Source organism: Flavobacterium sp. 1355 (genome assembly GCF_017833415.1).
Taxonomy (GTDB): domain Bacteria; phylum Bacteroidota; class Bacteroidia; order Flavobacteriales; family Flavobacteriaceae; genus Flavobacterium.
In genome coordinates, this window is record NZ_JAFICC010000006.1 from 204,987 (window position 1) to 223,897 (window position 18,911).

Below are 18,911 nucleotides of genomic sequence, written 5' to 3' on the forward strand. Positions count from 1 at the left end.
TGTCAAAATGTCATTTTGTTAAAATGGTTCGCATTTTGATGTTTGTTTCGTAACTTTAAAATTCAAAAACTAAAATCTAAAAAAAATGGGATACGGATATATAATAATTGCCGGTGCAATTATGCTCTTAAGCTGGATGGTAAGCTCTAAACTGAAAAGTAAGTTTGAGCTTTACTCAAAACTGCAATTAAGAAACGGAATGAGTGGTGCCGAAATTGCAGAAAAAATGCTGGCCGATAATGGAATTAGGGATGTTCGTGTTATTTCGACTCCGGGTCAGTTAACAGATCATTATAATCCAAGTGATAAAACGGTAAATCTAAGCGAAGCCGTTTATAGTCATCGTAGTGCGGCAGCTGCAGCCGTTGCAGCACATGAATGTGGACACGCAGTACAGCATTCTATTGGTTATGAATGGCTGACTATGCGTTCTAAGTTAGTACCGATTGTAAGTGTTGCGTCAAATTATATGCAATGGATTTTACTTGCCGGAATTTTAATGATTCGTACTTTTCCTCAGTTGTTGCTTATAGGGATAATTATTTTTGCTGCAACAACCTTGTTTTCTATTATTACTTTACCTGTAGAGTATGATGCAAGTAACAGAGCGCTGGCCTGGTTAGAGAATAAACACATGCTGACACAAGATGAGCAGGCAGGAGCAAAAGATGCTTTAAAATGGGCTGCAAGAACATATGTAGTAGCGGCGCTGGGGTCAATCGCTACGTTGTTGTACTATATTTCGATTTATTCGGGAAGCAGGAGAAATTAATTTGACAATTAGATAATTAGTAAATTAGATAATTTATAAAACCCGACAGATTTAAAACCTGTCGGGTTTTTCGTTTTCATTAAGTATTTTTTGAAATTATCTAATTATCAAATTGCACATTCTCTAATTTAATTAAAGCTGTATCTGTCTGTCAATCTGCTGATCCAAAGAAATGAAAGTTTCTGTTCTGGAAACGCCTTCAATTGCCTGGATTTTGGTATTTAAAAGCTGCATTAAATGTTCGTTGTCGCGACAGATGATTTTGATTAAAACAGACCAGTTTCCTGTGGTGTAATGACACTCTAATACTTCAGGGATTTTCTTTAAATCTTTTACAGCCTCAGAATTACGAGAAGCCTTATCCAGATAAACTCCGACAAAAGCCATAGTGTTATATCCTAAAACTTTTGGATTAACAGTAAATTTTGATCCTGATATCACTCCCGATTGTTCCATTTTTTTCAAACGCTGATGGATAGCAGCTCCGGAAATACCAATTTTGTTGGCAATTTGCAAAATAGGTTTTCGGGCATCATCCATAAGATACCGAAGTATTTCCTTGTCGATACCGTCAATTTCAATTAAAAGGGAGTTGATTTTCATAACTTGATATTTGAAACTAATTCTTGTGGTTTGGTTAAGAATAGAAATCAAATGTAGTTAAAATGCTGTAAAAAATAAAACTCCAATTTTTAAATTCCAAATTCCAATTTGCTTATGATTTCAATTATGGGTTAATATTGATAAAAAGAAAAATTCCAAAGCCCAACAGGGAAGTTGGAATTTGGAATTTAAAAATTTGTATGTTAAAAAGGAATTATTTTCCTTTATTAGCTTCTGCAATATATTTTTCCAGTGCCATTGTCATAGAAGGAGTTTCAGGAGTTGGAGCAAGAATATCGATTCTTAATCCGTGATCCAAAGCTTCTTTTTGAGTTGTGCTTCCAAAAACAGCAATTCTGGTATTGTTTTGTTTGAAGTCCGGGAAGTTTTTAAATAATGATTTAATTCCGGTTGGACTAAAAAATGCCAAAACATCATAATAAACGTCTGCAAGATCTGATAAATCGCTCATTACAGTTCTGTAAAAAATGGCTTGTGCCCAGTCTACCTTTAAGTTGTTTAAAGTAACGGGAGCATCAGCATTTAATTGATCAGAAGCCGGAAGCAGGAATTTTTCGTCCTTGTATTTTTTGATTAATGGAGATAAATCTGCAAAATCTTTAGCGCCAACATAAATTTTGCGTTTTCGGTACACTACATATTTCTGCAAGTAAAACGCAACGGCTTCAGACTGACAAAAATATTTCAGTCCTTCAGGTACTTTATAGCGCATTTCGTCCGCTACTCTGAAAAAATGATCTACTGCATTTCTGCTGGTCAAAATAATCGCAGTGTAATGATTAAGGTCGATTTTTTGTAATCGAATCTCTTTTGCGCTAACCCCCTCCACATGAATAAATGGTCTGAAATCAATTTTTATTTTGTGTTTTTGTTGGAGCTCAAAGTAAGGAGAATTTTCCACTTTAGGTTCAGGCTGTGACACCAAAATTGTTTTCACTTTCATATTATAAACTTTTACTAAGCCACCTCTTTTGTAATCCAATAATACAGGAAATAATAAGGGGCTATTTCAAGAGCGCAAAGATATAAAATAAAATAAAATAACTTGCTGAATATTATATTTTGATGTGTTTTAATCGAAATAAAGTATGAGAATAGACTTATACATAGTGAAACCCCGATGATTGTTAGCGGTACGCTTTTTGGAATATTGTCATAATAGAACAAAATAGCATTAAACGGAAGGATTAATACGCCAATATAAGTCCTGTATGTCGCTTTCTGAAGGTTAAGGGTGTCTATAAAGTCTTCAATATTGAATGAAGTTGCAACGATTTTTTCGATTAAATATTTTGCCAAAATAAAATAAAGTAAAAATGTTGCAATCTGAATAAATAAAACCCAGTCTGTTTTTGAGGCATATCCAAAAATATGCATGGTAAGCAGAATGAAAAATGAAAAGGAGATAATCTGGACAAAAAACAATCCCACAATAAAACTGCCTTTAAGATTACTTGTGTCGCGATAAATTTTAGCATATTTATCTGAGAAGATAAGTTTGCTGAATTCGCTGAATCTTGTCTCGTAAGCAGATTTAGTAATAGCAACAAGAGCAAAGGCTAACACAAATAAAAGTGTTGCCCAATCTTTGTTTTCCAGAATCCGGGGATGAAGTTGTTCAATCATAGCGTTACAAAATTAGTAATTTTTTGTATCAATACTTTTATTATAGATTTATTATGAGTCAAATGCCATAAAAAGTTTATTTTTGCGATGAAATTACCCAGAAAAATGAATGATAGTATTGTCATAATTCCAACTTATAACGAAATTGAGAACATAGAAAGTATAGTCAGAGCTGTTCTTTCTCAACATAAACCTTTTCATCTTTTAATCATTGATGATAATTCACCAGATTTTACTGCAAATAAGGTGATTGCATTACAGGAAGAATTTCCGGGAAGACTGTTTTTAGAAAAAAGAGCCAAAAAATCCGGTTTGGGAACAGCGTATGTTCATGGTTTTAAATGGGCTTTGGAACGCCGGTATGATTTCATTTTTGAAATGGATGCTGATTTTTCGCACAATCCGAATGATTTGGAGAAATTATATGATGCCTGTCATTTTGGAGGAGCAGATTTGGCCATTGGTTCACGTTATGTTACCGGTGTAAATGTCGTAAACTGGCCTTTGAGCCGTGTTTTAATGTCTTATTTTGCTTCTGTTTACGTGAAATTTATTACCGGAATGAAAATTCATGATGCAACGGCAGGTTTTGTTTGTTATAAAAGAGAAGTTCTCGAAAAGATAAATCTCAATAAAATTAAATTTGTAGGGTATGCTTTTCAAATCGAAATGAAATATAGGACGTATTGCAGTAAATTTGAAATTACTGAAGTGCCGATTATTTTTACAGATCGCACAAAAGGAGTTTCGAAAATGAGTAATGCCATTATAAAAGAAGCAATTCTTGGTGTGATTTCACTTCGATTAAAAAAATTATTCAATACATTATAAAGCCACGGTGATGAATAGGATATTAATAAAGAATGCCAAAATTGTAAACGAAGGATCAATTTTTGAAGGAGATGTATTGATAGAAAATGACTTAATTGTCGAAATTTCAGATAGCATCAGCCTGAAAACATCCGATTGTATAGTTATTGACGCCGAAGGGAATTATTTAATGCCCGGAGCAATTGATGATCAGGTACATTTCAGAGAGCCGGGATTAACACATAAAGGAGATATAGAATCAGAATCCCGCGCAGCGGTTGCCGGCGGAATAACTTCTTTTATTGAACAGCCAAATACGGTTCCTAATGCCGTGACTCAGGAAATACTGGAAGATAAATATCAGATTGCAGCCCAAAAATCATTTGCGAACTATTCGTTTATGATGGGAGCAACCAATGATAACCTGGAAGAAGTTTTAAAAACAAATCCTAAAAATGTTGCTGGAATCAAAATTTTCCTGGGTTCTTCTACAGGTAATATGCTGGTGGATAATGAAGCAACTTTAGAAAAAATATTTTCAAGTACACCAATGTTAATTGCTGTGCATTGTGAAGATGAAACTACCATTAAAAATAATCTCACTGCTTTTAAAGAACAATATGGAGATGATGTTCCGGTAACGGCTCATCACTTAATCAGAAGTGCAGAAGCGTGTTATATTTCATCTTCAAAAGCAGTTGCCTTAGCAAAAAAAACTGGCGCACGTTTGCATATCTTTCACCTTTCAACAGCTAAAGAAATGGAATTGTTTACTAATAAAATTCCATTAGAAGACAAAAAAATTACTGCTGAGGTTTGTGTACATCATCTATGGTTTACTGATGAAGATTATAAAACGAAAGGCAATTTTATAAAATGGAATCCTGCTGTAAAGACCGCTGCCGACAGAAAAGCACTTTGGGAAGCTTTGAATGATGGCCGTATTGACGTAATTGCAACAGATCACGCTCCGCATACAAAAGAAGAGAAAAAACAATCCTATTTAAATGCACCTTCGGGAGGGCCATTGGTTCAGCATGCTGTAGTAGCAATGTTTGAGGCGCATCATCAGGGCAGAATTTCTATTGAGAAAATAGTAGAAAAAATGTGCCATAATCCTGCAAAACTTTTCAGAATCGAAAAAAGAGGTTTTATAAGAGAAGGTTATTTTGCTGATTTGGTGATTGTAAATCCGAGTTTGCCGTGGAGTGTAAATACAGATAATATTTTGTCAAAATGTGGCTGGTCTCCTTTTGAAGGATATGCTTTCAGATCCAGAATAACCCACACTTTTGTAAATGGCGAATTGGTTTACAATAACTTTAAAGTAAAAGATATCCGTAACGGAAAAAGATTATTGTTTGATAGATAATAAAAGACAAATGAAGAATTTTATATTGATAGTATTGGTTTTGTTTCTTTCTGTAAGTTGTAAAAAAGAGTTGGTAAAAGAACCAAAGCGACTTATTGAGAAAGAAAAAATGATTGATATTATGTATGATTTATCTATTCTGGAAGCAATAAAGTATCAAAATCCGTTGTCAGTAGATTCTATAGATACCAATCAGAAGAAATTTGTTTTGCAAAAATATAAAGTTGACAGTCTTCAGTTTGCACAAAGTAATATTTATTATGCTGCAGATTATGACACGTATAAAGATATGTTTGATGAAATTGCCAGAAGATTAGAAAAAAATCAAAAAGCAGCAGATTCATTAGTCAAAATTGAAGAGAAGAAAGCGGCAAAAGCAAATAAAAAAAATAAAGTTTCACAACCTGCTCCGAAGGCTGATGGTACTATAGTTCCGCCTGTTAAAAAAGCGAATGTTGATTCGATAAGAAAAACAATTCAGGCAAGAAGAATGCAAATGCAAAAATAGATTTTATAGTTTTGCCACATCATTTATGTATTGATGTACATCTTGAAAAACCGTTCCAAGAGCGGTTTTTATTTTTTCATTAGAATACAAGCTTTTAGAATAAGATGCTTTTGCAGTAGCTTTGGTAATACTTCTTTTTCTAAAAAATAAAGCAGATAAAATTCCGTCTGCTATCCATGCAAAATTCACTAAAATAGGTTTGGCATGAATAGAAGGTCTTTTTACTTTTAATGCATCAGATATGGTATTAAAAATATCGCGGAAAACTATATTTTCTGCAATTAAAGTAAAACGCTCGTTTTTAATGCCGCTTTTCATTAATTCAAATGTAACTCTCACAACATCATTTACCGTTATAAATCCGGTAGAACCCAAAGTATAAAACGAAAGCCCGTTGGCTACTCTTACATAAAACTCTGCACTTCCCTGTTCGCAGGTTTTGCTTTTCGGTATTGGGCCTAAAATTACGCCCGGATTTACAATAATAACATCTAAGCCTTCCTGGAGTCCTCTCCAAACTTCCATTTCTGCACCATATTTAGATATTGCGTAATCACTATGCGGTTTCTCCGGATTCCATTCTGTTTCTTCAGTTATGATAGTTTCATGTGCGGCCAAATCTCCTAATGCAGCAATAGAACTTACGAAACAAAATTTCTTTATTCCTTTTGCAATAGAGAAATTGACCATATTGGCCGTTCCTTCGATATTGGTTTTTCTAAGTAAATCTTCGTCTTTTGGGTCTAGAGAAATAAATGCAGCGCAATGATAAACATATTCGATGCCAATAAAAGTAATTTCTAAAGAAGGGATATCAAGAATATCAGCTTCCAGCCATTCTATTTTTTCAAACAAATCAGCTTTTTTGTATAGTTCAAAAAATGATTTTGTCTTTTGTATGTTATTTTGTTTACGGTAAATAGCCCGTACGTTTTCTCCATTTTCAAGTAAATGAAGTAATAAATGTGCGCCAACCAGACCTGTTCCTCCTGTAACTAATACCATTTTGTAAATATACCGATTTTGCCACAAAGGCACAAAGACACTACGTTTTTTTTGTTTTTGCTACAAAGTACAAAGGCGCAATTTTTTGTTGACTATCATAATACAAATGTTATGTTATTAATTTCTTTGTGTCTTAGTGTCTTCGTGGCAAACAGGTTTTGATATTGCAGTAGACAATCCCTATATTTGCACCAAATTATTTTAAAAATGAAGAATCTAGTTGAAGAATTAAAATGGCGCGGGTTATATCACGACAGTATGCCTGGAACGGAAGAACAATTACTGAAAGAAGTAACAACAGCGTATATTGGTTTTGATCCAACTGCAGATTCACTTCATATCGGAAGTATGGTTCAGATTATTTTATTGGTTCATTTAAAGAATTTCGGCCATCAGCCTATTGCTTTGGTTGGAGGTGCGACCGGAATGATTGGTGATCCATCTGGTAAATCAGACGAAAGAAATTTATTAAACGAGGAAACACTGGCTAAAAACGTAGCCGGAATTAAAAGTGTTTTGTCCCGTTTCCTGGATTTTAATTCTACTGATAAAAATGCTCCGGTTATGGTGAATAACTACGATTGGATGAAGGAATTTTCGTTTATTGATTTTGCACGTGAAGTAGGAAAACGTATCACTGTAAATTATATGATGGCGAAAGATTCTGTTAAGAAAAGACTTAGCGGAGAAGGTGAAGGAATGTCTTTCACAGAATTTACATACCAATTAATTCAGGGATACGATTTTTATCATTTATATAAAAACAACAACTGCCTTTTGCAAATGGGAGGTTCTGACCAATGGGGCAATATTACCACAGGTACAGAATTAGTACGCAGAATGGGAGGAGAAAGTGCAAAAGCTTTTGCTTTGACAACGCCTTTGATAACAAAAGCAGACGGATCTAAATTCGGAAAATCTGAAGGAGGAAATGTTTGGCTTGACGCTGATAAAACGTCTGTTTATAAATTTTACCAATTTTGGGTAAATGCAACAGATGTTGATGCTGAAAAATATATCAAGATTTTTACGTTTCTAGATAAAGATACGATTGATGCTTTAATAGAAGAGCATAAAGCAGCACCGCATTTAAGAGTTTTACAGAAAAAGCTGGCTGAAGAAATTACGATTTTTGTTCACAGCAAAGAAGAATTGGAAAAAGCAATTCAGGCATCAAATATTTTGTTTGGAAATTCTACAGCAGAAGATTTAAAACAATTGGATGAAGCTACTTTTCTGGAAGTTTTTGACGGAGTTCCGCAAGCTGAAATTATAAAAGCAGATCTTGAAAACGGTTTGGATATCGTTGCGGTTTTAAATGAGAAAACAGGTTTCTTTAAATCAAACGGAGAAGCAAGACGTGCTTTAACTGCAAATTCAATTTCAGTAAACAGAGAGAAAATCAAAGAAGATTTTGTTTTAACTGCAAATGATCTAATAAACAATCAGTTTGTGTTATTGCAAAGTGGAAAGAAAAATTATTTTGTGATTAGAGTGGTTTAACCACAATATGAAAGTTTAATAAAAGTAAAATAGAAAACTCTTAGTGAACTTTGCGAATTTCTTGTGTCTTTGCGGTTAAATCACCATTAAATTACAACCACGTATATCAGAATTATCAAAACGTCCCAATACCTCAAAAGAGTTGTTGGGATTTTTTTTGCCTAAATCCTGCGTTGCGATAAAAGAGCATGAATTAATATTGGCGAGATCAATAACATTAATGCCACCGGTTTTTCCATCTTTCACGTAAGTGAGTGCATCTTCAGGATCACGGATCAAAATATTCATCCAGCCCGGACATTCAAAAACGCCTTCGCCCAAAGAATAAGCTTGTCCTAAAAGTTCTGTCATACCATATTCAGAATGTATGGCATTCACGCCAAAACCTTTGCAAAGTTGTTCGTGCAGTTCTTCCCGAATCATTTCTTTGCGTTTTCCTTTCATTCCTCCGGTTTCCATAATGATGGTATTCTTAAGATCAAACTGATGTTTTTCGATTAAATCTAATAACGCATAAGTGACCCCAATCAAAATGGTGTTTTGCCCGGATTTATCCAATTCAATTAATTTTTGGGTAAGTTCTCCGTGGTTGTGTAAATAAAACCCACTTTCAGGCTGATTGGATTGTTTTATAAGATCATCGACCATATAAATTAATGAAGACCCGTCGCGTTCGAGATAAGACGGCAAAAGGGCTAAAACAACATAATCTTCGATATTGCCATAAAATTCAGAAAATCCTTTTCGGTAACTTTCTTCATAAAGAGTGACATCGGTTACCAAATGCCTGCTGGTAATCATTCCGGTTGTTCCGCTGCTGGTAAATGTAACCTGTGCAGGATCATTATTTGAAACAACATCATGACTTTTGAAAAACTGGATAGGCAAAAAAGGAATTTGCTGTAATGATTTTACCTGTTGCGGATTTACTTTTAGAAAATCACAAAAATCACGATATACTTTATTATTCTCATGCTGAAAACGAAACACTTTTAGTGCTGTTTTTTCAAATTGTTTCTGACTCGAAATGGTAAATATATCGTTGGCTGTAATCAAAACTTTTTTTGTGCAAAGATATTGTTTTTTAGTTTTCAGTCTCAGTTTTATACGCTATGTGCTTAACTGAATACTGAATACTGTGACTGTAAACTAAAAAAACTCCTAAGAGGAGCTTTTTTTTAAATTATCGAATAATCAATTTTCGGGTTGCCGAAGCATTTTCTTCGCTTATTTTGATAATATAAACTCCTGGAGTTAAGTCAGCAACGTTTAGTTCTCTTGAGACTAAATGTGTCTGAATGACTTTTTTTCCTAACAGATCAAAGACGCTAATTTCTTTTTCCAAATCATTTTTAGATGAAATGTAAACCTTGCCACTTGTGACTGGATTAGGGTACAGGCTTAGTCCCTCTATAGTAACACCATCCTGAGGTTTTGACGTTTGTTTACTATCCTGTGCAGAAGCACCCGTAGTAAAGAAAAAAGCCAGTAAGATTACAATATAAAAGTAGTTTTTTGCCATCGCATTTTTTTAGATAAGTAAATATACAAAAAAAATTACAAAAATTACGCCAAAAAAAAACATCCTAAAATTTTAGGATGTTTTTAACATTTTATGTGTTAGAGGATTATAGCTTCTCTAATAAGTTTACACCGTCAACAATTGCCCACGCTCCAGGAGTTAAAGCAGCTCCTGTTGCTGTTGTGCTTGTTGTAAAGTTTCCTGTAGGGAAAGCTACTGTAAATCCGGCAGCACCAGTTCCTGTCAAAGGAGTTGCAGCATCAGCAACTTTTACATTTAACATTTTAATTTTTCCGCCAGCAACCTGGTTTGTATTTGTAGCAGCTTCCTGAATTCTTACTGCAACAGATCCTGTTGTAGTAAATCCTGATATTACAACATTTGAATATTCACCGTTTCCATCTTTTTTGAATTGGATTGCATCATATTCTACAGAACCTGCAGCTTCAGTTACTGTTCCTGCCGCTCTTCTCAAAGTAATATTAGAAACTTTAGGAAAAAACAAATTGTTTACACTTTTTGCTTCAATTTCCATTCCGAAATTTCCAGCACCTGTTTGGTAAGCAAACCAGTTAGTATTTGCTTGTCCTTGCCATCCGTCTTGCCAGTCAAAAGAGTCATCTGTATTTCCGTATGAAACTAAGTTTTTAGCACTTACAGTTCCACCATAAAATTCAAAACCATCATCAGCACCTTTGTAAGCAACTAAGTTTTCTAAAACTGTCCCTGAACCTACTGCGTAAAATGAAAAACCATTCATTTCTGAGTTTCCGTCAAGAATCTTTTTACCAGCATATTCTACACGAACATATTTTAACGAACCACTGCTGTGAGTAGGATTAGAACCACCGTAAACGATGTTTGTTCCATCTTCTGAAGTAGCAGTAGTAATTGGTGTTCCATCAGCAGTTTTTCCTGAAACGATTGGAGCATCACCAAAAATGATTATTCCACCCCAAGATCCAGGAGTTTTAGATTTTTCTGTAAAAACAACTGGTTCTGCTGCAGTACCTGCAATGTTCAAAATACCACCTTTTTCAACTAATAAAGCATCTGCACCGTTAGTTACATCAGCAGTAATTGTAGATCCGGCTTCGAAAGTTAAAGTTACGCCGCTTTTTATTCTTACAGTACCACTAAGAGTATATGTTCCTTTAACAAATGTTTTTGAAGTTGTAACATTTTCTGCAGTTATTTCTCCCGATCCAGTAGCTGGAGGTGTAACAACATCGTCATCGTTAGATGAACAACTTGCGAAAATCAAGCTTAATAGAGATAAACTTAAGACTAATTTTTTCATTTTTTTAATGATTTTAAATTATTTTTTTGTGTTATTTATGTTATTCAAAAGTACTAGTGCGCTTTCGAAACTTGGTTAGCTAATTGTTACTAAAGCATTATATAACAATTAGCTGTATGTAAACTTTATGTTATGTGCCCAAAACAAAAAAGAGCCCTACGGCTCTTTTTTGTTTTGATTAAAATGTGTATCCAAGATTAACTGAGAATCCAACTCCTTTTTTATATTCACGAAGTACTAATGAATCTTCTGTAATATCAATAGTGCTGTCTTTTCCTAATTCTTTTCTGTAATATGGATTTAATATATTCTCTGCACTAAATTTTAATTCGATATTTTTAGAAAGATTACTTGTCCAGATAAAATCTAATTTGCTAAATGATTTTTCATAAATGTGATCCATTCCTGAAGAACCTACTGCGAAAATTCTGTCTCCATAAACATTATATACTAATGTCATTGAGTTTTTCCAATCTTTTTTTAATTTGAAGTCATACTTTAAATCACTGTTGATAATCCAGTTTGATGCTCCCTGAAGTTGACGATTTGTACTGTTTTCTAATTCGTTTCCTTGTTTTTTGATATCAATTTTTACGTCGGTACTCATTACAGAAGTATTGAATCCGAAAGTAAAGTTAGAAAGTGATTCGTTAATTCTGCTTAGTTGTAAACTCATTTCAAGTTCAGCACCGTAAATTATAGCCTTCTCAGAATTTTTAAAAGTTGTGATTTGTCCACCACTATTAGCAGTTGGTTTAAAAACTCTTTCGATTGGATTCTCAATCATTTTTCCGAATGCGCCGATAGCAAAAACTTCCTTACTGTTAGGGAATAATTCGTATTTGAAATCAACATTGTAGTTGTCGCTGTCTAATAAATCTGAATTTCCACTTTCAGAAGTTCCATCAGCATTGATGTAGTTGATCGGAAGTAATTCCATTGCTACTGGTCTTGTGATAGTTTTGCTTAAAGAAGCACGCAGATTGCTGTTTTCGTTTAAAGCATATTTACTGTTTAAAGATGGTAGGAAATCCAGCTTGTCGTCATTTTTAGTTCTGTAAGGGCTTCCAAAAGGATCTCCTAATTGTCTGAATTTAATTTCACGGGTTGAACTTTCAGCTCTTACTCCAACATTTAAATCCAATTTTTCTCCAAATGTCCAATACAAATTAAAGTAACCAGCATTTACGAACTGATTTAATTTTAATTTATAATCTCCATTTGATTCTTCCTGAACATATACAATTCCGTTATCAATATCCTGATTAATTTCGGTACTAATTGTATTTAGATTGGCAGTATAGTTTTTCTCTATATTTCTTCTTCCAGAGAAAAAACGGTAACTAGACTCCATGTCATTGATGAAATTATTATATCCTACAGTAAGGTTGTTCATCTTTTCTTTGTCACCAAACTTAATGCTGTACTCCGCAAGAGCCGAGAAGTAAAAGTTTCCGCTTACATCTAAATACTGTCGGTTTAAATTATTACCGCCATAAGACATATTAATTTCGTCATCATTCAGTTTTAAACCTGTAATGAATTTTCTGTCCGGTTGTTGAAAACCTGTTTTTACGTATGAACCACCTGCTTTGATGGTTTGTTTTCCGTCTTCAGTCAATTTGTAATCACCAAATAATTGCGTATTCCAATATTTAGATTCCTCAAATTGATTCATTCTGATAAGATTGTTGGTTACGTTTGCCAAACTGTTGGTGTAACCTAACTGATCCTGAATTTTACTTTCAGTAGCCTGAATGAATAGGGAGTTAAAATTTAAGTTTAATCTGTTTGTTTTGTATCTTAAACCTGCTAAGCCAGAAAACGTAGTTTGGTATGCATATTGTGTATTGTATAAGTTGTTGTCGTAGTTACCTTGTCCTAGGTTGAAAGTTCTGTCAACCCCTTCTCTAAAAATGTATTTATTATCAAAATTAAATGACATTATGTAACTAATACTTCTTTCTTCTTTTTCCAGGTTAAATTTTTGCGAATGTAAAAATCCGATACTTGAATTTAAAGGGCTTGCAGTCTGATCCACATCCCAGTTTCTGTCACCATATGCATTGTGATATTCGTCAGGAGATAACTTTCTTCCGCTTGGAACTGATCCAAAAACTTCAGGAAGTTCTCTTTTGTTTCCAAGAAGTCCAAAAGTTCCTGCCGTTGTATTTGCATCATCAGAAAGAAGGAATTTTTTCAGATTATTATTCGTGGTGTAGCCAAATCCAACATTTATTTTTGTAATATTTTTTGGCTGGGTAGTTTCAATATTTATAGTTGCTCCAGCAAAGTCACCGGAGATATTTGGATTAAAGGTTTTATAAATATTTAGAACACCAACGATGTCTGTTGGAAATAAATCAAGAGGAATTATTTTTTTGAAAGGACTGTTTGAAGGCGTTTGTAAATCATTTACCAATAAATTGTTGTAACGATCTTCAAGTCCTCTGATGAATAAACCTCTCCCGTCAACTTTGGTTATACCAGTAACCTTAGTTAATCCATCTTCCACATCGCTAACACCTTTTCTCGACATTTCCTGTGCACCGATACTTTGTTTAATAACAACTGCATTTTTTTGGTCTAATAATAATGCAGTTTCTTTTTCTCTGCTAGTGGTATTTTTTACAACAACATCTTTTAAAGTATAACCTCCAGAAGAAAGTACCTGGTTAGCAGTTACAGTTTGTCCTGCAGCAACGGTTACAGGTTTTTCTACAGATTCGTAACCTACGAAGCTAAAAATTACAGTATAGTTTCCAGGATTTACGCTTAATGAGTATTTCCCGTCAATGTCGGTGTTTGCACTAATATTTGTACCTTTAAGTAAAACATTTGCAAAAGGTAATGGCTGATTATTAGATTCTTTGTCGGTTAATGTACCAGAAATTGTACCTTTGTTTTGAGCGATCGAAATCGTGCAGATAAATAATGTAAATAATAGAAATTTAAGATTGAATTTCATTTTAGTTGTGTTTAATTTATTTTTTTGCAAAGAAAGAACCGCCCTGTAAAGTTCATGTTACGCACTTGTTATGTTTTTGTGTTCTGTAGATTATCAAATTGTTACGAGATTAAATTACCGTTAACAGCGAAATTTAACCGTTGATTTATTATTATATTTACCATCGCAATTAAAAAACATTAGATTTTTGACATAAAAATTTGATGAAAAAACTCAATTTTTGCTATTTTATGAAAAAAACACAAACCAAGATCTTATTAGTTGATGATGAACCGGATATCCTGGAAATTGTTGGCTATAACCTTGCTCAGGAAGGCTATCAGATTGTAACAGCGTCAAACGGTAAAGATGCCATCGCAAAAGCTCAAAAAGAATTGCCCGACCTAATTATTATGGATGTAATGATGGCAGAAATGGACGGAATGGAAGCCTGCGAAAACATTAGAAAAATTCCTGAATTAAATAATGTAATCATAACATTTTTAACAGCAAGAAGCGAAGACTATTCTCAAGTTGCTGGTTTTGATGCAGGTGCAGATGATTATATCACCAAACCAATAAAACCAAAATTATTGGTAAGCAAAGTAAAGGCTTTGTTAAGAAGGTTAAAAGAACAAGAAGTTGTTACAGATACCTTAAACGTTGGAGGAATCGAAATTAACCGCGAGGAATATAAGATCATAAAAGGCAATGTAGAAATTGCTTTGCCAAGAAAAGAATTTGAATTGTTTTACTTACTGGCTTCTAAACCGGGAAAAGTTTTTAAAAGAGATGAAATCCTTGACAAAGTCTGGGGTAATGAAGTGGTAGTGGGAGGAAGAACAATTGATGTTCATATCAGAAAATTACGCGAAAAGATCGGAGAAGACTTTTTTAAAACTATAAAAGGAGTTGGTTATAAATTTGAAGTTTAGTTTTTTTACGATTCTGAGGTTCTAATTTGCTAAGGTTTTAGTGACTAACTGATTTCTCTGAAGATCAAACGAATTTCAGATTATAAAAAATAAACCATATAAGAATTAAAGATCCTATGAACTTTAATTTCTTATATGGTTTTTGAGTTAACTTTGTTTTTAGTTCAAATGTTAATTTAAAGAAAAATGTATAACTCAAAAGAGAACCTTAATTTTTCTTAATCTCTTAATGGTTCATTATTATAAAGAATAACTGTCTGAAATGAAAATTAATTTTAAAAAAACCTACAAATTTGCTGTAAAATCGGCATTATATATAAGTCTTTTTACAACTGGGTTTGTGTTGATTTTAATGTCCTTATTTTATAAAGGTCAACTAAAACATCAGGTTGCATTTGGAATAATTTTTATTATCTCAGTTTATATTTTCTCCTTTTTAGTTTTGCAATATCGGGTAGAACGTTTTATTTACAGAAGAGTAAAAAAAATATACGACGATGTTTCTTTACTGGAATCTACAACGCTTATCAATCAGCCTATAACTACAGATATGGAAACGCTTTCACGTGAAGTGAAAAAGTTTGCTACTGATAAAAAACTCGAAATTGAAATGCTCGAAATTCGTGAACAATACCGCAGAGAGTTTCTGGGGAATGTTTCGCACGAATTAAAAACACCATTATTTACAGTTCAGGGTTATGTTTCCACATTGCTTGACGGAGCTATGGACGACAAACATATCCGAAAGAAATATTTAAAACGTGCCGAAAAGGGGGTGGAACGTCTTATTTATATTGTTGAAGATCTTGATATGATTACCAAACTGGAATCGGGCGATCTGGATTTGGTCATGACTGATTTTGATATTGTGGAGTTAATTCAGAATGTCTTTGACTTATTAGAAATGAAAGCCGATAAAAAGAAAATTAAATTGGCTTTTGAAAGTAAAAATGTACAATCGGTTATTATTCGTGGAGATCAGGACAGGATACAACAGGTTCTGGAAAACCTGATTGTAAACTCTATTAAATATGGCAAAGAAGGCGGACTTACAGAAGTTGGCGTAGTAAACCTAACCAAGAAAAAAGTCTTAATTCGTATTAGTGATAATGGAGAGGGAGTTGAAAAACAAAACATCCCAAGACTTTTTGAACGTTTTTACAGAGTTGATAAAAGCGGAACACGATCAGAAGGAGGTTCGGGGCTTGGACTGGCAATTGTAAAACACATTATTGAAGCACACAAAGAGAAAGTCTATGTAGAAAGTGAGTTCGGAATTGGTTCTGAATTCTCATTTACACTCGAAAAAGCACATAAAGTACAAAAGTCAGAAGTTAAATAATTGTAACTTATTGCGCGGTAAGGCACCGTTAACCATGGCCTTAGAGACTTAATCATAATTACATAACTATTTCTAAACAAATCTTCTTATTATCGTAACATCCTGTTAATGATTTCTTAACATTGGTGATACATCTTTGCATCTTGAATTTTAGTGCATTAAAGCGAAAGATGATAAAAAGAAAAATAATTGCAATTTTATTGCTAATTACTTGTGTAGCAAATGCGCAAGATTTGAAAAAAGAAGATGTAAAAAAAGAGGTTTTACGCCTTTTAGACTCCATTAATCAGGCAAAACTTCCAGATACAAAATCTGGCGTAAGCGGAGAAGAACACTGGTACGACAGAATCTCGTTAAGAGGTTATGCCCAAATAAGATACAATGGTTTGTTTTCTACAAATGACAAAGTTTCCTGTGATCAATGTGATAAATCCTGGGGAACTATATCTACAGCTCCGGACGCAAAAGCAAACAACGGACTTTTTATCAGACGTGCACGTCTTGTTTTTTCAGGCCAAGTCCATCCAAATGTATTTTTCTATTTCCAGCCGGATTTTGCCAGTTCACCAAGTACCGGAATTCAGAATTTTGTACAAATCAGGGATTTATATTTTGATCTTTCTTTTGATAAGAAAAAAGAATATCGTTTACGTGTAGGGCAGAGTAAGATTCCGTATGGTTTTGAAAACATGCAGTCAAGCTCGCAACGTTTGACTCTGGACCGTGCCGATGGAATAAACAGTTCAATAGCAAATGAGCGTGATTTAGGTATGTTCTTTTACTGGGCACCGGCCGAAATCAGAGAGCGTTTTGAAATGCTGGTTAAAAACGGTTATAAAGGTTCTGGTGATTTTGGTGTATTTGCATTTGGAGTTTACAATGGACAGATTGCCAATAAAATAGACGGAAACAGAGACCTCAATGTTGTAGCAAGAGTTACATATCCATTCGTAATCGGTAATCAGATTATTGAACCGGGAATTCAGGCATATACCGGAAAATGGGCATTTACGGGTGAGATTTCATCTGGCGTGATTGTTAATGATCCGCAATATGTTAAAGACCAGCGAGTAGGAGCAACCTTTGTTTTATATCCAAAACCATTCGGAGTCCAGACAGAATATAATATCGGAACAGGTCCAAAATACAATACCCTAACAAATACTGTTGATGAAACAGATTTAAATGGAGGATATGTATTGTTGAATTACAAATGGGACATCAAAAAACAACATATTTATCCTTTTGCCAAATTTCAATATTATGACGGAGGAAAAAAATATGAAAAAGATGCCAGAAGTTATGTTGTAAGAGATTATCAGTTTGGTGTAGAATGGCAGCCAATAAAAGCTTTTGAGCTCACTGCAGAATACGTTGTAGCCGACAGAACTTTTGAAGACAGCGCTCTGCCGGTAAACAGACAACAAGGTAATTTATTGCGACTTCAGGCACAGTTCAATTTCTAAGCCTTATCTTCAAAAATAGAAAACAAAGAATCCCAGTCGATGTTGTTTTTAAATTGAGATAAACCGTTAAACGATTTTACTCTTGAAAGATCTTCAATAGTAAAATCGTCTTGCGTTGCATAAGGCACCAAGTTTTCATCCTGAAGTTTTATCGCAAGATATTCCTGTTCGTATTGTCCCGGTGTAGGTATAAAAAAAGCTTTTTTGCCCAATTTTGCCAAATCCATTACAGTAGTATAACCAGAACGGCATAAAACCAATTCACTTTCGTTAAAGGTCTGTTCCAGTTGTTTCGAATTCATAAAATTGTAATAAGTCACATTTCCAATTTCCTGTTTCGTCTGGGTTTTTTCGACCACACCTTTTACAAAAACAACTTTTCCATCATAACGTTTTACTTCTTCCTGAAGTTTTTCATCCAGATAAGTACGTTGAGGTTCAGGGCCGGAAAGAATAACCATTAAATCATAAACCTTTGGTGTATCTTTTTGGCGCATCCTGCTCAAGGGTCCGATATATTTTAAATTCAGTTCGTTTGTTTTAAGATGACCCAGCTCGCCAGTTAAATTTAAGGTGTCATTCGTGTCCGGAATCCAGCATTCTGAATATTTTTTTATAATATGCTGATGACATTTACTGGTAAACCATGTTGTATTTCCGGTCATCACGTTCAATTGATGCGTCATAAAAACAGAAGGAATTTTTCTGCTGAAAACCCCTAATCTGTTATCTGAAATGATACCATCAATACCATGTTTTCTAATCCATGACTTTACCATTTTTTTCTCATCAAGAATGGCAGTAATCATTTTTGGTAAATTTTTAATTAATTTCCATTTAAAGTTTTTACCGTTTTTAGCATATTCAATATGATAAGAAGGAAGTTCTAATGTTTCTATATAGGGAAATTCTTTTCGTAATAAGGCCAGTGCAATACCGTCGGAAGCTATTATCGGAATATAATTATTCTCCTGAAGCGCCTTTATAATAGGAATACATCTTGTAGCATGTCCTAAACCCCAGTTTAACGGGGCCACTAAAATAGTTTTGTTCGCAGAATAGTCAATGCTCATATGTAACGCGTTTTAAAAAACGAAGATATAGAAATATGTTTTTTATGTTATTTCCGACATATTACTAAATTATTAACTCTATATTTTATTTAAGGCACTAAGGTTC

Annotated in this window: 17 protein-coding genes; 8 read left to right on the forward strand and 9 right to left on the reverse strand. The window is 33.9% G+C overall.

The annotated features are described in order from the left end of the window. The first annotated feature begins 85 nt into the window (after window positions 1–85). Entirely contained in the window at window positions 86–772 is a 687-nt protein-coding gene (locus JOD96_RS09670) for a zinc metallopeptidase (RefSeq protein WP_209564074.1), read from the forward strand. A 132-nt stretch (window positions 773–904) separates the two neighbouring features. On the opposite strand, the gene JOD96_RS09675 is transcribed toward JOD96_RS09670, so the two are convergent. The 3 genes from JOD96_RS09675 to JOD96_RS09685 form a co-directional block, all read right to left on the reverse strand. Beyond that, entirely contained in the window at window positions 905–1,375 is a 471-nt protein-coding gene (locus tag JOD96_RS09675) for an Lrp/AsnC family transcriptional regulator (protein ID WP_059117718.1), read from the reverse strand. 214 nt (window positions 1,376–1,589) lie between these two features. After that, window positions 1,590–2,339: a uroporphyrinogen-III synthase gene (locus tag JOD96_RS09680; RefSeq protein WP_035653304.1), complete on the reverse strand. Its 750-nt coding sequence runs from the start codon at window positions 2,337–2,339 to the stop codon at window positions 1,590–1,592. Window positions 2,340–2,353: 14 nt separating this feature from the next. Next, entirely contained in the window at window positions 2,354–3,022 is a 669-nt protein-coding gene (locus tag JOD96_RS09685; RefSeq protein WP_209564075.1) for a DUF4271 domain-containing protein, read from the reverse strand. A gap of 105 nt (window positions 3,023–3,127) precedes the next feature. On the opposite strand from JOD96_RS09685, the gene JOD96_RS09690 reads away from it, so the two are divergent. From JOD96_RS09690 to JOD96_RS09700, 3 genes are read left to right on the forward strand one after another with little or no spacing between them, the layout of a single operon-like run. Next, window positions 3,128–3,853 carry a polyprenol monophosphomannose synthase gene (locus JOD96_RS09690; protein WP_209564145.1) on the forward strand — a complete coding sequence of 242 codons (726 nt, stop codon included), beginning with the start codon at window positions 3,128–3,130 and terminating at the stop codon, window positions 3,851–3,853. Between the two features lie 10 nt (window positions 3,854–3,863). Continuing rightward, window positions 3,864–5,204: a dihydroorotase gene (locus JOD96_RS09695; RefSeq protein ID WP_209564076.1), complete on the forward strand. Its 1,341-nt coding sequence runs from the start codon at window positions 3,864–3,866 to the stop codon at window positions 5,202–5,204. Between the two features lie 10 nt (window positions 5,205–5,214). Beyond that, complete coding sequence (locus JOD96_RS09700) at window positions 5,215–5,712, forward strand: DUF4296 domain-containing protein (RefSeq protein ID WP_209564077.1); 498 nt, start codon at window positions 5,215–5,217, stop codon at window positions 5,710–5,712. Window positions 5,713–5,715: 3 nt separating this feature from the next. On the opposite strand, the gene JOD96_RS09705 is transcribed toward JOD96_RS09700, so the two are convergent. After that, entirely contained in the window at window positions 5,716–6,717 is a 1,002-nt protein-coding gene (locus tag JOD96_RS09705) for an NAD-dependent epimerase/dehydratase family protein (protein WP_209564078.1), read from the reverse strand. Window positions 6,718–6,924: 207 nt separating this feature from the next. On the opposite strand from JOD96_RS09705, the gene tyrS reads away from it, so the two are divergent. Then, window positions 6,925–8,220, forward strand: a complete 1,296-nt coding sequence (gene tyrS / locus JOD96_RS09710) for a tyrosine--tRNA ligase (RefSeq protein ID WP_209564079.1) — start codon at window positions 6,925–6,927, stop codon at window positions 8,218–8,220. A 75-nt stretch (window positions 8,221–8,295) separates the two neighbouring features. Here the strand turns inward: tyrS and JOD96_RS09715 are convergent, their stop codons facing one another. The 4 genes from JOD96_RS09715 to JOD96_RS09730 all read right to left on the reverse strand — a co-directional run bounded on the left by JOD96_RS09715 (window position 8,296) and on the right by JOD96_RS09730 (window position 14,010). Beyond that, complete coding sequence (locus JOD96_RS09715) at window positions 8,296–9,276, reverse strand: acyl transferase (protein ID WP_209564080.1); 981 nt, start codon at window positions 9,274–9,276, stop codon at window positions 8,296–8,298. A 127-nt stretch (window positions 9,277–9,403) separates the two neighbouring features. Further along, complete coding sequence (locus tag JOD96_RS09720; protein WP_209564081.1) at window positions 9,404–9,742, reverse strand: T9SS type A sorting domain-containing protein; 339 nt, start codon at window positions 9,740–9,742, stop codon at window positions 9,404–9,406. A 106-nt stretch (window positions 9,743–9,848) separates the two neighbouring features. After that, window positions 9,849–11,042 carry a hypothetical protein gene (locus JOD96_RS09725; RefSeq protein WP_209564082.1) on the reverse strand — a complete coding sequence of 398 codons (1,194 nt, stop codon included), beginning with the start codon at window positions 11,040–11,042 and terminating at the stop codon, window positions 9,849–9,851. A 178-nt stretch (window positions 11,043–11,220) separates the two neighbouring features. Next, the gene (locus JOD96_RS09730) at window positions 11,221–14,010 is read right to left on the reverse strand and encodes a TonB-dependent receptor (protein WP_209564083.1); all 2,790 of its coding nucleotides are present in this window, start codon (window positions 14,008–14,010) and stop codon (window positions 11,221–11,223) included. A gap of 230 nt (window positions 14,011–14,240) precedes the next feature. Here JOD96_RS09730 and JOD96_RS09735 point away from each other — a divergent pair, with 230 nt between their 5' ends. From JOD96_RS09735 to JOD96_RS09745, 3 genes are all read left to right on the forward strand, one after another. After that, window positions 14,241–14,924 carry a response regulator transcription factor gene (locus JOD96_RS09735; RefSeq protein ID WP_209564084.1) on the forward strand — a complete coding sequence of 228 codons (684 nt, stop codon included), beginning with the start codon at window positions 14,241–14,243 and terminating at the stop codon, window positions 14,922–14,924. Between the two features lie 262 nt (window positions 14,925–15,186). Then, window positions 15,187–16,266 (forward strand): sensor histidine kinase, encoded by a 1,080-nt coding sequence (locus JOD96_RS09740; protein ID WP_209564085.1) that lies wholly within the window; start codon window positions 15,187–15,189, stop codon window positions 16,264–16,266. A 170-nt stretch (window positions 16,267–16,436) separates the two neighbouring features. Next, window positions 16,437–17,732: a porin gene (locus tag JOD96_RS09745; protein WP_209564086.1), complete on the forward strand. Its 1,296-nt coding sequence runs from the start codon at window positions 16,437–16,439 to the stop codon at window positions 17,730–17,732. Here the strand turns inward: JOD96_RS09745 and JOD96_RS09750 are convergent. Next, the gene (locus JOD96_RS09750; RefSeq protein WP_209564087.1) at window positions 17,729–18,805 is read right to left on the reverse strand and encodes a glycosyltransferase; all 1,077 of its coding nucleotides are present in this window, start codon (window positions 18,803–18,805) and stop codon (window positions 17,729–17,731) included. The genes JOD96_RS09745 and JOD96_RS09750 overlap by 4 nt on opposite strands. Window positions 18,806–18,911: the final 106 nt, after the last annotated feature.

What these genes read in the sequence shown, in the direction of transcription:
- JOD96_RS09730 (WP_209564083.1), bottom strand. Translation starts at nt 14,010, where the DNA reads ATGAAATTCAATCTTAAATTTCTATTATTTACATTATTTATCTGCACG.
- JOD96_RS09750 (WP_209564087.1), bottom strand. Translation starts at nt 18,805, where the DNA reads ATGAGCATTGACTATTCTGCGAACAAAACTATTTTAGTGGCCCCGTTA.
- JOD96_RS09735 (WP_209564084.1), top strand. Translation starts at nt 14,241, where the DNA reads ATGAAAAAAACACAAACCAAGATCTTATTAGTTGATGATGAACCGGAT.
- JOD96_RS09670 (WP_209564074.1), top strand. Translation starts at nt 86, where the DNA reads ATGGGATACGGATATATAATAATTGCCGGTGCAATTATGCTCTTAAGC.
- JOD96_RS09745 (WP_209564086.1), top strand. Translation starts at nt 16,437, where the DNA reads ATGATAAAAAGAAAAATAATTGCAATTTTATTGCTAATTACTTGTGTA.
- tyrS (WP_209564079.1), top strand. Translation starts at nt 6,925, where the DNA reads ATGAAGAATCTAGTTGAAGAATTAAAATGGCGCGGGTTATATCACGAC.
- JOD96_RS09690 (WP_209564145.1), top strand. Translation starts at nt 3,128, where the DNA reads ATGAATGATAGTATTGTCATAATTCCAACTTATAACGAAATTGAGAAC.
- JOD96_RS09675 (WP_059117718.1), bottom strand. Translation starts at nt 1,375, where the DNA reads ATGAAAATCAACTCCCTTTTAATTGAAATTGACGGTATCGACAAGGAA.
- JOD96_RS09695 (WP_209564076.1), top strand. Translation starts at nt 3,864, where the DNA reads ATGAATAGGATATTAATAAAGAATGCCAAAATTGTAAACGAAGGATCA.
- JOD96_RS09685 (WP_209564075.1), bottom strand. Translation starts at nt 3,022, where the DNA reads ATGATTGAACAACTTCATCCCCGGATTCTGGAAAACAAAGATTGGGCA.
- JOD96_RS09680 (WP_035653304.1), bottom strand. Translation starts at nt 2,339, where the DNA reads ATGAAAGTGAAAACAATTTTGGTGTCACAGCCTGAACCTAAAGTGGAA.
- JOD96_RS09725 (WP_209564082.1), bottom strand. Translation starts at nt 11,042, where the DNA reads ATGAAAAAATTAGTCTTAAGTTTATCTCTATTAAGCTTGATTTTCGCA.
- JOD96_RS09740 (WP_209564085.1), top strand. Translation starts at nt 15,187, where the DNA reads ATGAAAATTAATTTTAAAAAAACCTACAAATTTGCTGTAAAATCGGCA.
- JOD96_RS09700 (WP_209564077.1), top strand. Translation starts at nt 5,215, where the DNA reads ATGAAGAATTTTATATTGATAGTATTGGTTTTGTTTCTTTCTGTAAGT.
- JOD96_RS09720 (WP_209564081.1), bottom strand. Translation starts at nt 9,742, where the DNA reads ATGGCAAAAAACTACTTTTATATTGTAATCTTACTGGCTTTTTTCTTT.
- JOD96_RS09705 (WP_209564078.1), bottom strand. Translation starts at nt 6,717, where the DNA reads ATGGTATTAGTTACAGGAGGAACAGGTCTGGTTGGCGCACATTTATTA.